11 protein-coding genes are annotated in these 14022 nt (G+C 62.7%); 1 reads left to right on the forward strand and 10 read right to left on the reverse strand.

Annotated features, from left to right (window positions below):
* Positions 1-137: 137 nt before the first annotated feature.
* From ettA to Q7V20_RS20715, 10 genes are all read right to left on the reverse strand, one after another.
* Positions 138-1802, reverse strand: a complete 1665-nt coding sequence (gene ettA, locus Q7V20_RS20670; RefSeq protein ID WP_304795475.1) for an energy-dependent translational throttle protein EttA — start codon at positions 1800-1802, stop codon at positions 138-140.
* A 92-nt stretch (positions 1803-1894) separates the two neighbouring features.
* Positions 1895-2257 carry a DUF167 domain-containing protein gene (locus tag Q7V20_RS20675; protein ID WP_304795477.1) on the reverse strand — a complete coding sequence of 121 codons (363 nt, stop codon included), beginning with the start codon at positions 2255-2257 and terminating at the stop codon, positions 1895-1897.
* 82 nt (positions 2258-2339) lie between these two features.
* Positions 2340-2804 (reverse strand): histone H1-like DNA-binding protein, encoded by a 465-nt coding sequence (locus Q7V20_RS20680; RefSeq protein WP_304795497.1) that lies wholly within the window; start codon positions 2802-2804, stop codon positions 2340-2342.
* 134 nt (positions 2805-2938) lie between these two features.
* On the reverse strand, positions 2939-4150 hold the full coding sequence (locus Q7V20_RS20685; protein ID WP_304795478.1) for a ribonucleotide-diphosphate reductase subunit beta: 1212 nt from the start codon (positions 4148-4150) through the stop codon (positions 2939-2941).
* A 173-nt stretch (positions 4151-4323) separates the two neighbouring features.
* Complete coding sequence (locus Q7V20_RS20690) at positions 4324-7233, reverse strand: ribonucleoside-diphosphate reductase subunit alpha (protein WP_304795480.1); 2910 nt, start codon at positions 7231-7233, stop codon at positions 4324-4326.
* 230 nt (positions 7234-7463) lie between these two features.
* A complete protein-coding gene (gene ampD / locus Q7V20_RS20695) occupies positions 7464-8045 on the reverse strand; it encodes a 1,6-anhydro-N-acetylmuramyl-L-alanine amidase AmpD (RefSeq protein WP_304795481.1) in 582 nt (193 codons plus the stop codon).
* 8 nt (positions 8046-8053) lie between these two features.
* On the reverse strand, positions 8054-9616 hold the full coding sequence (locus Q7V20_RS20700) for a sigma-54 dependent transcriptional regulator (RefSeq protein ID WP_304795483.1): 1563 nt from the start codon (positions 9614-9616) through the stop codon (positions 8054-8056).
* Positions 9613-11469, reverse strand: coding sequence for a nitrogen regulation protein NR(II) (locus tag Q7V20_RS20705; protein WP_304795485.1), 1857 nt, complete (start codon positions 11467-11469; stop codon positions 9613-9615). Before Q7V20_RS20705 ends, Q7V20_RS20700 begins: the two co-directional genes overlap by 4 nt.
* Positions 11469-11714: a PP0621 family protein gene (locus Q7V20_RS20710; protein ID WP_304795487.1), complete on the reverse strand. Its 246-nt coding sequence runs from the start codon at positions 11712-11714 to the stop codon at positions 11469-11471. Before Q7V20_RS20710 ends, Q7V20_RS20705 begins: the two co-directional genes overlap by 1 nt.
* Positions 11715-11723: 9 nt before the next feature.
* Positions 11724-12578, reverse strand: coding sequence for an inner membrane protein YpjD (locus tag Q7V20_RS20715; protein ID WP_304795489.1), 855 nt, complete (start codon positions 12576-12578; stop codon positions 11724-11726).
* A gap of 75 nt (positions 12579-12653) precedes the next feature.
* On the opposite strand from Q7V20_RS20715, the gene ffh reads away from it, so the two are divergent.
* Positions 12654-14018: a signal recognition particle protein gene (ffh, locus tag Q7V20_RS20720; protein WP_304795491.1), complete on the forward strand. Its 1365-nt coding sequence runs from the start codon at positions 12654-12656 to the stop codon at positions 14016-14018.
* Positions 14019-14022 lie beyond the last annotated feature (4 nt).

The raw sequence follows: 14022 nt of genomic DNA on the forward strand, positions 1-14022 counted from the left end.
CCAACTACTCCACGAAATTCTAGCCCCCTAGCTTCATGCGGCGACGACGTAAACCCTAGGGATGACCCCTGCCTTGCGGGCGAATCGCCAAAAAAAAGCCCGCGTGAAAGCGGGCTTGAGATTGGTCAACGCGGTGATCAGCGAATGGGCTTGAAGCGCACGCGCTTGGGGCGCGCGCCTTCTTCGCCCAGGCGTTTCTTCTTGTCGGCTTCGTACTCCTGGTAGTTGCCATCAAAGAAGAACCATTGCGAATCGCCTTCGCACGCGAGGATGTGGGTGCAGATGCGGTCCAGGAACCATCGATCGTGGGAGATGATCATGGCGCTGCCGGCGAACTCCAGCAGCGCGTCTTCCAGCGCGCGCAGCGTTTCGACGTCCAGGTCATTGGAGGGTTCGTCCAGCATCAGGACGTTGCCGCCTTGTGCCAGCGTCTTGGCCAAATGCAGGCGACCGCGTTCACCGCCCGACAGGTTGCCCACCAGCTTTTGCTGGTCGTTGCCCTTGAAGTTGAAGCGGCCCAGGTAGGCGCGCGAGGGCATCACGAACTTGCCCACCACGATGTTGTCCAGGCCGCCGGAAACGTCCTGCCACACGGTGTTGTCGGCGGCCAGACCGTCGCGGCTTTGGTCAACGAAAGCCAGTTGCGCGGTCTTGCCGATGGTGACGGTGCCGCTGTCGGGTTGCTCGACACCCTGGATCATGCGGAACAGCGTGGACTTGCCCGCACCGTTGGGGCCGATGATGCCCACGATGGCGCCAGCGGGGATCTTGAAGCTCAGGTTGTCGATCAGCAGGCGATCGCCGAAGCTCTTGGACACGCCGGTGAACTCGATGACTTCATTGCCCAGGCGCTCGGCCACGGGGATGAAGATTTCGTTGGTCTCGTTGCGCTTCTGGTAGTCGACGTCGCTCAGTTCTTCGAAACGGGCCAAGCGGGCCTTGCTCTTGGCCTGGCGGCCTTTGGTGTTCTTGCGAACCCATTCCAGCTCTTGCTTCAGGGCCTTGGCGCGGGCGTCTTCGGTTTTTTGCTCTTGCTCCAGGCGCTTGCCCTTCTGGTCCAGCCAGTCGGAGTAGTTGCCTTTGTAAGGAATGCCCGACCCACGGTCCAGTTCAAGGATCCACTCGGCGGCGTTGTCCAGGAAGTAGCGATCGTGGGTGATGGCCACCACGGTACCGGAGAAGCGGCTCAGGAACTGTTCCAGCCAGTCGACCGATTCGGCGTCCAAGTGGTTGGTGGGCTCGTCGAGCAGCAGCATGTCGGGCTTGGACAGCAGCAGTCGGCACAGGGCCACGCGGCGCTTTTCGCCACCGGACAACTGGCCGATGTTGGCGTCCCAGGCGGGCAGGCGCAAGGCGTCGGCGGCCAGTTCCAATTGCAGGTCGGTGTTTTCGGAGCCACCGGCGGCGATGATCGCCTCCAGCTCGCCTTGCTCGGCGGCCAGCGCGTCGAAATCCGCGTTTTCTTCACCGTAGGCGGCGTAGACCTCGTCCAGGCGCTTCTTGGCGGCCAGGACGCCGCCAATGCCTTCTTCAACGGCCTCGCGAACGGTCTGCTCGGGGTTCATCACCGGCTCTTGCGGCAGGTAGCCGATGTTGATGCCGGGCATCGGGACGGCTTCGCCCTCGATGTCCTTGTCCACGCCCGCCATGATCTTGAGGAAGGTGGACTTGCCCGAACCGTTCACGCCCAGCACGCCGATCTTGGCGCCCGGGAAAAAACTCAGGGTGATGTCTTTGAGGATCTGCCGTTTCGGGGGAACGATCTTCCCGACGCGGTTCATGGTGAAAACGTACTGGGCCATGGAATGCTCGCTTTGCGAGTTACTTTCGTCAAACCGTGTAGCTTAAGGCAATGCAGGCCTTTCCTGGTCCGCAATCCGATGTTCTGCACTTTTCAAGGCGGCCAGGGGGGCAATTGGCCGGTTTGAACCAGGCGATCCATCCAGCCGCAGACGTGGGCCATGGTGCTGTCCAGTGCCCATTGTTTGCGTCGCGCCGTGGCGCCCCTGACCAGTTCGATGCTGGATTGGGGCAATTTGAGCTCGGTGGCCAACCAGCGCCGCAAGGCGTCATTGGCGGCGCCATCCACCGGTGGTGCGGCCAGGCGCACGCGCAAGGCGCCATCGTGCCAGCCCACCACCTCGGTGCGTTTGGCGTTGGGCGAAACGCTCAAGTCGATGATGAGGCGTTGGCGTGGGGCTTTGCCTTCCAGTCTCAGGCAGGGCCAGGCGGCCGGGATGTGGGGATCATTTTTCATCGGGCAAAGAAAAGCCCGGCCGGAGCCGGGCTTGAAAGGCGAAAGGCTGTTGCCATCCGCCAGTTCAACCTTGCGGCTGAACTCAGGGCTTGTTGCCAGTCGGGAAGGGCCACGCGGCTTGAGGGCTCAGCGTGGTCTTCGCGGCAGGCTTGGCCGAAGCGGGCTTTTTGGCCGCAGGGGCAGGCTTGGCAGGGGCAGGCTTTTTGGCAGCAGCTTTTTTGGCAGCTGGCTTCTTGGCAGCGGGGGCTGCCTTTTTAGCGGGAGCTGCCTTCTTCACTGCGGCCTTCTTGGCCGGCGCTGCCTTTTTGGCGGGCGCCTTTTTAGCTGCTGCTTTTTTAGCAGGAGCTGCCTTCTTCACAGCGGCCTTCTTGGCCGGTGCTGCCTTCTTCACTGCTGCTTTTTTAGCAGGAGCTGCCTTCTTGACAGCGGCTTTCTTGGCCGGTGCTGCCTTCTTCACAGCGACTTTCTTGGCCGGAGCGGCCTTCTTCACGGCGGCCTTCTTGGCCGGGGCTGCCTTCTTAGGTGCCACTTTTTTCGCAGTTGCCATACGGATCTCCTTGATCAAGTTGCAAAGAGCACTGCACCGCTGAATGCGGTACAGCGATTCATCACCCAACGCCCCCTAGGATCTGAGCGCGGTGTGATGAATGGGGTACGCCGGTGCGGTGCTCTGGGCAAGGATCAATCCCAGCTCAGGGCGCCGCCCGACTGATATTCAATGACTCGGGTTTCGAAAAAGTTGCGTTCTTTCTTCAGGTCGATCATTTCGCTCATCCACGGGAAGGGGTTCTCTTCGTTGGCGAAGAGTTCTTCCAGCCCAATCTGTGCGGCACGGCGGTTGGCGATGTAGCGCAGATAACCCTTGAACATCGATGCGTTCATGCCCAGCACGCCACGTGGCATGGTGTCTTCTGCATATCGGTACTCAAGTTCGACAGCTTTAAGGAACAGGGCTTTGATCTCGGCCTTGAAGTCGGCGGTCCACAGGTGCGGGTTCTCCAGCTTGAGCTGATTGATCAGGTCAATGCCGAAGTTGCAGTGCATGGACTCGTCGCGCAGGATGTACTGGTACTGCTCGGCGGCACCGGTCATCTTGTTCTGGCGGCCCAGGGCCAGGATCTGCGTGAAGCCGACGTAGAAGAACAGGCCTTCCATCAGGCAGGCGAACACGATCAGCGACTTGAGCAAGGTCTGGTCGGTCTCGTGCGTGCCGGTGTGGAAGTGAGGATCGCTGATCGCTTCGATGAAGGGGATCAGGAACTCATCCTTGTCGCGGATGGATTGGACTTCGTTGTAGGCGTTGAAGATTTCGCTTTCATCCAGGCCCAACGATTCAACAATGTACTGATACGCGTGGGTGTGGATGGCTTCTTCAAAGGCCTGGCGCAACAGGAACTGGCGGCACTCGGGCGCCGTGATGTGGCGGTAGGTGCCCAGCACGATGTTGTTGGCGGCCAGCGAATCGGCGGTCACGAAGAAGCCGAGGTTGCGCTTGACGATGCGGCGCTCGTCTTCGGTCAGACCATTGGGGTCTTTCCACAAGGCGATGTCGCGCGACATGTTCACTTCTTGCGGCATCCAATGGTTGGCGCAAGTGGCGAGGTACTTTTCCCAAGCCCACTTGTACTTGAAGGGCACCAATTGGTTGACGTCGGTCTGACCATTGATGATGCGCTTGTCAGCGGCATTGACGCGGCGAGCGACGGGCGCAGCCGCGCGTTGCACGTGCGCTGTGGCGGCCGATGCGGTGCTTGGAACGGGGTGGTTGAAGGATGCAGCTGTCACAGTTTGAAGGACCGACGCATTCACTTCCCGTGCATCGCGTTGCGATGAAGGAGCTGAAGCGCCAGATACTGAAGAGCTTGATGGTGCGTCGTCTTCCCAGACCAACATGGTGTATACATCCTATGGGTTCGAATTATGAAAGGGTGTTGTGAAAAACACCAAGCACTTCTTGACAGTACAAGCCCCAGTTTGTTGCGGTCTTGCGTCGAAGTGCACTCATTGAATCAACAAAGTTAAGTCGAGAGATGAACAAGGCCTCTTTCGAGGCCTTGTTCAATGCATCACTGACAGGCTTCGCAATCGGGGTTGTCGATCGCGCAGAACTTGATGTCGGTGGCGGGCTCGCTCATTTGAGGCTCTGCTGTTTGCGGTGCAGCAACGTTGCTTGATGTGCCGCTCATGTTGGACACCGAGTTGAGTTGACCGCGCGACACGGTGGACTTCTCGGCATGCGTGGCGCCAACGGTGCGGAGGTAGTACGTGGTCTTGAGGCCACGCAACCAGGCGAGCTTGTAGGTCTCGTCCAGCTTCTTGCCCGATGCACCGGCCATGTAGATGTTGAGCGACTGAGCCTGGTCGATCCATTTCTGGCGACGCGAGGCGGCTTCGACCAACCACACGGGCTCGACTTCGAAGGCCGTGGCGTACAGGCTCTTGAGCTCTTCAGGCACGCGGTCGATGCGGCGCAGCGAGCCGTCAAAGTGCTTCAAGTCCATCACCATGACGTCGTCCCACAGGCCCAATTTTTTCAGATCGCGGACCAGGTACTGGTTGACCACGGTGAACTCGCCCGACAGATTGGACTTGACCGACAGGTTGCCGAAGCAAGGTTCGATCGAGGCATCGACGCCAACGATGTTGGAGATGGTGGCGGTGGGTGCGATGGCGACGCAGTTGGAGTTGCGCATGCCGTGCGTGTCGATGCGGTGGCGCAGGGCGTCCCAGGCCATGGTGTGCGAGGTGTCGACTTCGACGTAGCCGCCCCGCTGTTCGGCCAGCAGCTTGATCGAATCGATCGGCAGGATGCCGCGGTCCCACAGCGAACCCTTGTAACTAGAGTAGCGGCCACGTTCTTCGGCCAGCACGGTCGAGGCCCAGTAGGCGTAGTAGCAGACGGCTTCCATCGAGCGGTCGGCGAAATCGACGGCGGCCTGGCTGGCGTACGGAATGCGCATTTGGTACAGGCTGTCCTGGAAGGCCATGATGCCCAGACCGACGGGACGGTGGCGCAGGTTCGAGTCGCGGGCTTTCTTGACAGCGTAGTAATTGATGTCGATCACGTTGTCCAGCATGCGCATGGCGGTCGTGATGGTTTTCTTCAGCTTGTCGTGGTCGAGGTCTTTACCATTCGCGCCGTTGATGATGTGCTGCGACAGGTTGACCGAGCCCAGGTTGCAGACCGCGATTTCGCCGCCGTTGGTGTTCAGCGTGATCTCGGTGCACAGGTTGGACGAGTGAACCACGCCAACGTGCTGCTGGGGCGAGCGCACATTGCAGGCGTCCTTGAAGGTGATCCAGGGGTGGCCGGTTTCGAACAGCATCGACAGCATCTTGCGCCACAGGTCGTTGGCGGGCAGTTGCTTGAAGAGCTTGATTTCGCCACGGGCAACCTTTTCTTCGTAGCGCGTGTAGGCCTCTTCGAAGTCCTTGCCGAACTTGTCATGCAGGTCGGGGCAAGTGGCGGGCGAGAACAAAGTCCACTGGCCACCTTCCATCACGCGGCGCATGAACAGGTCCGGGATCCAGTTGGCCGTGTTCATGTCGTGGGTGCGGCGGCGGTCGTCGCCGGTGTTCTTGCGCAGCTCCAGGAATTCTTCGACGTCCAGGTGCCACGATTCAAGATACGCACAGACGGCGCCCTTGCGCTTGCCACCTTGATTGACGGCGACGGCGGTGTCGTTGACCACTTTCAGGAAGGGGACCACGCCTTGCGATTTGCCGTTGGTGCCCTTGATGTGGGAGCCGAGGGCGCGCACGGGTGTCCAGTCGTTGCCCAGGCCGCCGGCGAACTTGGACAGCAGGGCGTTTTCCTTGATGGCTTCGTAAATGCCGTCCAGATCATCGGGCACGGTGGTCAGGTAGCAGCTGGACAACTGCGAGCGGCGGGTGCCGGCGTTGAACAGTGTGGGGGTGGACGACATGAAGTCGAAGCTGGACAGCACTTCATAGAATTCGATGGCGCGGGTTTCGCGGTCGATTTCGTTGAGGGCCAGGCCCATGGCCACGCGCATGAAGAAGGCTTGCGGCATCTCGATGCGCTGGCCTTCGGTGTGCAGGAAGTAGCGGTCGTACAGGGTCTGCAGGCCGAGGTAGTCGAAATTCAGATCGCGCTCGGCCTTCAGGGCGGCACCCAGGCGGGCCAGGTCGAACTGCTGCATCTTCTCGTCGAGCAGTTCAAGTTGCACACCCTTCTTGATATAGGTGGGGAAGTATTCGGCGTAACGCGCGGCCATTTCGCCTTGGGTGACTTCGTCGCCCAGGATTTCGCGGCGGATGGTGTGCATCAGCAAGCGGGCGGTGGCGTGCGTGTAGCCCGGATCGTGTTCGATGCGGGTGCGGGCGGCCAGGATGGCGGCCTTGTAGACCTCGTCGAGGGCCACGCCGTCGTACAGGTTGCGGTGCGTTTCGGCCAGGATGGGGGCGGCCTTGACGTCAGCGCCCAGGTTTTCGCAGGCGGCTTCGATCAAGCCTTCCAGGCGGGCCAGGTCCAGGGGGATGCGTTGGCCGCGGTCGATGACGGTCAGCAGAGGTTGCGCCACGGCGGGGGCGGTCGCCTTTTGTTGGGCACGTTCTTGCGAGCGGCGTTCGCGGTACAGCACATAAGCACGAGCGATCTCGTGGTGGCCGCCACGCATCAGGCCCAACTCGACCTGGTCTTGCACGTCTTCAATGTGGAAAGTGCCGCCACCGGGACGCGAACGCATCAGGGCGCGCACGACATTTTCGGTCAGGCCGTCGACGGTTTCGCGCACGCTGGCCGAGGCCGCGCCTTGCGTTCCGTGAACGGCCAGGAAGGCCTTCATCAGCGCGACGGCGATCTTATTGGGTTCAAAGGAAACGACCGCGCCATTGCGGCGGATGATCTGGTAGCCGGCGTAGGCCGACTGGCGAGGCGCGTTGGTGGCGTCGCTGGGGCTGGTGGGGAAGACGTTGGCCGTGGTTTGGCCAGTGCTGGACGGGGTCGTTTGCATGTGATTCCCTTCGGAGTTAAGGCCTCCCGGAAACGGCGGGGAGGCCTTAGTTTTGCGCTTGATCTGAGCTGTCACGCTGGTAACTGTAAACGCTATATCTGGTGTTTTGAGGTGCCTTGGGCACTACAGGTAGCGTCTGGGTGTGACTATAACGCTATTTTTGCCCGCCCCCGCAATCGGGGGGTTAATTCAGGGAAATTGCCGATCGGGGCAGCCCTGTCTGGGCATGTTCAAGGGGATGTGGTATCGGCCGGAAAGCAGCATCGATCCCAGCCCAGCAGGGCCTGCAACATGGCCCAGTCAAAGGCTTGGCCAGGGTCGCGTTTGCGGCCAGGCGCCACGTGCTCGTGGCCTGCGACCTGCGTGATCGGGTAGGCCTTGATGGCTTGCTGCAACAGGTCGGCCAAGGCCTGGTATTGAACCCTTTCAAAAGGGTGGTCTTCCAGGCCTTCGAGTTCGATGCCGATGGCGTAGTCGTTGCAGTTGTCGCGGCCTTGCCACGACGATTGGCCGGCGTGCCAGGCGCGGTCATTCGCAGACACGAACTGCAGCAGTTCCCCATCGCGGCGGATCACGAAATGGGCCGAGACTTCGGCGCCTCGGATCTGATTGAAGTAGGGATGGGCATCCCAGTCCAGGCGGTTGGTGAACAGGCGCTCTATCTCGTCGCCACCATAGATGCCGGGGGGCAGGCTGATCGAGTGAATGATGGCCAGGTCGATGGCGGTACCGGGCGGGCGAGGGCCGAAGTTGGGTGAATCGATGCGGCGGGCTGATGGGCACCAGCCTTGCGGCCAGAGGTTCTGGGCCATGGGTGTGTTCATTCAGCGTCGGCTTCTGGGTCGAAGCGTTCGCCGAGCACGATGCCTTGGTCGGTGACCTTCACACCCAGGCGGGCCATGCGGTAGCGCATCTGGCGCAGGCTCAGGCTCAGGCTGGCGCCGGCTGCGGTGCGGTTCAGGCGGTATTTTTCAAGTGCCAGGACCAGGATGTCGCGCTCGACCTGGTCCAGGTGGGTCACCAGGTCGGAGGGCAATGCGGGGGGCGGTGGAGTTGGGGCGGCCAGCACGGCTGGCGGTGCCTCCGGGCTGCTGCCGCTGATGGGAGGCGGTGCCAGGACGTCGGCCTTCAGTATGTCGTCAGTGACATTCAGCGGCGCATGGGGCAAGCCCAGATCGTCGGCTTCGATCAGTTGGTGGCCGCTCAAGGTGACCGCACGGTGCAGGATGTTTTCCAGCTCGCGGACATTGCCGGGGAAGGGATGGTTGAGCAAGGTGACCAGGCCGGTTCGGCCCAGCTGCGGTACCGCACTCAAGCCTGATTCCGAAGCGATGCGTTCCAGGATGCGCAGGCACAGGCTGGGCAGGTCTTCAAGCCTTTCGCGCAAGGCGGGCAGTGGGATCTGGATGACATTGAGCCGGTAGAACAAGTCTTGGCGAAAGCGTTTGGCAGCCACTTCGGCGGCCAAGTCCTTGTGGGTGGCGCTGATGATGCGGACATCCACCGGCACTTCGGCCACGGCCCCGACCGGGCGCACGGCGCGCTCCTGGATCACGCGCAGCAACTTGGTCTGCATGGACAAGGGCAGATCGCCGATCTCGTCCAGGAACAGAGACCCGCCATGCGCGGCCTGAAAAAAGCCTTCGCGGTCTTCATTGGCGCCGGTGAAGGCGCCTTTGCGGTAGCCGAAGAACTCGGCTTCGAGCAGTTGTTCGGGGATGGCGCCGCAATTGACGGCGATGAAAGGCTGATGGTGGCGGCTGCTGACGTCGTGGATGGCGCGGGCGACCAGCTCTTTGCCAGTGCCTGATTCGCCCCAGACCAACACAGGGGCCATGCTGCGCGCGACCTTGTCGATCAGGCCACGCACATGCTGCAGCGCATCAGAGTTGCCGACCATCCTAGAAAGCGCGGTGGCCTCGGGCTTGCGGGCGCCACGGTGCAATGCCAGTGGGGTGCTGGCGGTGGGTTCTTGAACAGAGGCTGCGGCAGGCAGGGCCGATGAGGGCGTGCGCCCCAAGGCCGAGGACACCACGGCGCGGAACTGGCGCAGATCAACGGGCTTGGTCAGGTAGTCGTAGGCACCGGCCTTGAGCGCTTCGACAGCGTTCTCGGCTGAGCCGTAGGCGGTGATGACGATGGTTTTTTCTCGGCGGCCTGCGGCGTCGATGCGGCGCAGCAGGTCCAGGCCGGTGCCATCGGGCAGGCGCATGTCCGTGATGATCGCGCTGTAGGTGCGGTCTTGCAGGTGCTGCCAGGCTTCCGTCACATTGCCCGCCGTTTCCACGTCGTAGCCCTCGCGCAGCAGCGTGAGTTCGTACAAGGTGCGCAGGTCGGGTTCGTCGTCAACGACCAGCAGGCTGTAGAGGGTCGGAGCGGTCATGCGGTGATGGGCGGTTCAAGGGGCATCGTCACGAAGAACTCGTTGCGGTGGCGCACGGCGCCGGGATGCTGGCGGTAGTCGATGCTGGCGCCATGGCGCTCGCACAACTCCCGGCAAATATACAGGCCCAGTCCCGTGCCTCGGCTGCGCGTGGAAAAGAAGGGTTCGAACAGGGATTGTTCGGTGTCGTGGCTGATGAGTTCGCCATCGCTGCGCACCGACAACACCAGTGGGCCGGTGCCTTCCAGGCCCCTTGGCCATTGCAGGCTCACCAGGATCGCACCGGCCTGGCCGCTGTTGTGCCGCAGGGCGTTGTCCAGCAAATTGACCAGCACGCGGTGAAGGTGATCAGGCTCGAAGCGGACCTTGGGGGCGGGGCGGCCGATACGGGGTTTGCAGGCGGACAAATCGACTTCGCACAAGCTGTCGGGCCCTGCTGCGAGGCCTTCGGTCTGGCGCCATTCATTGCAGATGGCGGCCACGGTTTCCAGCAGGTCGATCGCGGGGGCAGGGGGGCGCAAACCGGGCGCCACCGCCAGCACGTCGTCGATGATGTTTTTGAGCCGGGCCACGTTGTCAGCCACCATTTGGGTCAGGCGCTTTTGGGTGGGCGTGGCGGCGTCTTCGCCCAGCAGGGCATTGGCCTGGGCGATGGCGGACAAGGGGTTGCGGATCTCATGCGCGATGCCCGCCGACATGCGGCCCATGGCGGCCAGCTTGTCCTGGCGCTGGCGGGCCATCACGGTGCGCAGGTCTTCGATGAACATCACGCAGACGTCTTCGATGGCCTGGCCGTCGCGGCCCTTGGTGAAGCGCACGCGCAGGCGCAGGGCGCGGCTGGATTGGTCGTCAAACCGCAGGCTCAGTTCCTGGCCCGCATCGGCATGCAGGGGGTTGGCGAAAGCTTGCTCAACCGCTTGCACCAAGGGGCGCCAGGCGGGCACGCCGCGCAACTGAAAAGGCGGCGGCGGGGTGCTGCCTTGCACGGCCAGCAAACGGCGTGCGGCCGGGTTGGCGGTGCGCACTCGGCCCTGGCGGTCGGTCACCATCACGCCTTCGGCCATCTCTTCAATCACCAGCCGGTTGAGTTGGGCTTGCTGGCGGGCCAACTCCAGGCTGCCTTTGGCGGTGCGTTCTTCGCGGGCCAGTCGGCCGGCCAGTTCACTGCCCATCACGGCCACGGCGAACAGCCCGAAGCCGGTCAGCCCCGCTTGTGTCATCAGTGAAGACAGGTTGCCACCTTCGGCCGATTGCAGCCAGGCGGCGGCCAGCAGGTTCAAGGTGGCGGCGGCCGCCACGCCCAGGGACATGATGCGGGGCATCAGGATGGCGGCCATCAACACGGGCAAGGCCAGCAGGGCCTGCGAGTTGAGGTTGCTGCCGGTCAAGAAGTTGAGCCAGGCAAAGGCGGTCAGGTCGATGCCGATCGTGGCCAGGGCCTGGCGGTGTTTGAGGTTGCGCTGATCGGGGTCCTTGGGCGGGTGCCTGGTGGCCCACGACCACACCACCAAGGTCAGGACGCTGTAAGACAAGGTGAGCCCCAGCACCCAGGGCGAGGGGCGGTTGCCCAGCAACCAGGCACCGGCAGTGATCCCGATCAGCAGGATCGCGAGCACGGCGCGCGCGGTCAGGAAGGCCCGGTAAATGCGAAAGAACGAGGGAGGCCTGCGCTCTTTGCCAGTCTTTCTGGCCAGTGAGGGCGGCGCTTTGTCGATGAGCGGGGACTCGGCGCCGATGGTGGCGGCATCGTCCTCGTGTCCGTGGCCTCCAAACCAGGAGCCTTGGGTTTCAGCGCCCAAGGGCCCGGCAGCGTCTCGCCATGCCTGGTCTGAAGGGGAGGTTGGTCGAGGCATCAGTGAGCGCGAGGACCCGCGCGGCGATGATCCTCGCTGCAAAAGTAATCGGCCCCGGTAGGCCGCTGGCCGAGCAAGGCCTCATTGGCAGGCATGTGCACGCCGCAGTGGGCGCACTCGACCATGGATTGAGGCAGTGGCGACGGCGCTGTCTGACCGGGCGCCCTGGGTGTGTTGGAGCGTGGGCGGCGCCACACGTAGTAAAGCAAGACGACCAAGAAACCCAGCAGCAAATATTTGATCATGGTGCTCTTTTAGACGATGGCAGGACGGTGCAGCACCACTTCCATCACGAAGCGAGAGCCCACGTAAGCCAGCAGCAGCAAGGTCGAGCCCGCGTACAGCCAGCGCACGGCCTGGCGGCCTCGCCAGCCAAACTGGTAGCGGCCCACCAGCAAGATGGCAAACACCAGCCAGGACAGCACCGAAAACACGGATTTGTGATCCCAGTGCCAGGGGTTGGATGACCAGATGCCCAGCACCAAGGTCAGCGTCAGCATGGCAAAACCCGCCGCCACAAAACGCAAGGTGAGGGATTCCAGCCTCAGCAAAGGCATGCCCAGGGCCTGCGGCGTGGCCAGCGAGATGGGCTTGGCAGAAGGGGAGCCGGGGCGAGCGCGCAACTGTTTTTCGGCCACGCGCATCAAGGCCGCATGCATCAGTGCCGCGCCAATCAGTCCATAGGACGCGAACCCCGAGATCCAGTGCAAGGGCGCCCATGGTGAGCCGCTGCCCGGGTGTTCCTGGCCCGGGAATGCCCAGGACAAAGCCACCGTGGCGGCCGCCAGCCAGGCCAATGCGCGGCGCACTGCGGGCAGGCCCAGGCGGTGGCTTTCAACGGCGTAGACCGCCAGCACCAACCAGGTGGTGACCGACAAGGCGGGTGCGAACCCAAAGCGCGCGGCAGGGTGGGCGCTGTTCCAGGAAAACGTGTCCAGAACAATCGACACGGCGTGGGCGAGCCATGCCAGTGCCAGGGCGGCCCAGACGCGTCGATTCCTGGCGGCAACGGTCTGGCCTTCACCTTCGGGCAGCACGCTGGCCAGGCCATAGGCCAGCACGGCGATGGCACTGGGCCAGAAGGTCAAAGAGGCGGGCGATAGAATCATCCACACAGTTTAAGGTCGCCCGGGCATGTTTGCCCGGCCCCCAGCTTCGCGCATCATCGCTTTCACCGCATCTCCATGGCATCCAACCTTACCGAACGACTGAGCCGCCTGGTCAAAACCATGCGCGGGCAGTCCCGCATCACCGAGACCAATGTGCAGGACATGCTGCGCGAGGTGCGCATGGCCCTGCTCGAGGCCGACGTGGCCTTGCCCGTGGTGCGCGATTTCATCGCACGCGTCAAGGACAAGGCGCTTGGCCAGGAGGTGGTGGCCTCGCTCACGCCGGGGCAGGTGCTGGTCAGCCTGGTGCAAAAAGAGCTGTCTGCCACGATGGGCGATGGCGTGGCCGATTTGAACCTGGCCACGCAACCGCCCGCCATCATCCTGATGGCCGGTCTGCAGGGCGCGGGCAAAACCACGACCACGGCCAAGCTGGCCAAGCACCTGATTGAAAAGCGCAAGAAAAAGGTGCTGACGGTGTCCGCCGACGTGTACCGTCCGGCCGCCATCGAGCAGCTCAAGATGGTGACCGGCCAGGCGGGCGCCGAGTGGTTCCCCTCCACGCCTGATCAAAAGCCGCGCGACATCGTCAACGCCGCCATCGACCACGCGCGCAAGCATTTCTTCGACGTGCTGCTGGTGGACACGGCAGGCCGCCTGGCCATTGACGAAGCCTTGATGGCTGAAATCAAGGAGTTGCATGCACTGCTGAACCCGGTTGAAACCCTGTTCGTGGTCGATGCCATGCAGGGCCAGGATGCCATCAACACCGCCAAGGCCTTCAAGGATGCTTTGCCCCTGACCGGCGTGGTGCTGACCAAGCTGGACGGCGACTCGCGCGGCGGCGCGGCGCTGTCGGTGCGCCAGATCACGGGCGCGCCGATCAAGTTTGCCGGTGTGTCCGAAAAAATCGACGGCCTGGAAGTGTTCGACGCCGAGCGCCACGCGGGCCGTATCCTGGGCATGGGCGACATCGTTGCGCTGGTCGAGCAGGTGAGCGCGGGTGTGGACATGGAGGCGGCGCAGAAGCTGGCCGCCAAAGTCAAAAGCGGCGACGGCTTTGATCTGAACGACTTTCTCTCGCAGATTCAGCAGATGAAGCAGATGGGCGGCCTGTCCAGCCTGATGGATAAATTGCCGGCCCAGATGGCGGCCAAGGCCGGCCAGGTGGACACCGACAAGGTCGAGCGCGACCTGCGCCGCAAGGAAGGCATCATCAACAGCATGACCAAGCTGGAGCGCCGCAAGCCCGAACTCATCAAGGCCACGCGCAAGCGCCGCATCGCCGCCGGCGCAGGTGTGCAGGTTCAGGACGTCAACCGCATGCTCAAGGAATTCGAGCAGATGCAGGAGATGATGAAGAAGATGAAGGGCGGCGGCATGATGAAACTCATGAAGCGTATGGGGGGCATGAAAGGCATGCCCAAGATGCCTTTCTGAGACC

It is taken from the genome of Aquabacterium sp., assembly GCF_030652515.1.
In the GTDB taxonomy this organism is placed as follows: domain Bacteria; phylum Pseudomonadota; class Gammaproteobacteria; order Burkholderiales; family Burkholderiaceae_C; genus Aquabacterium.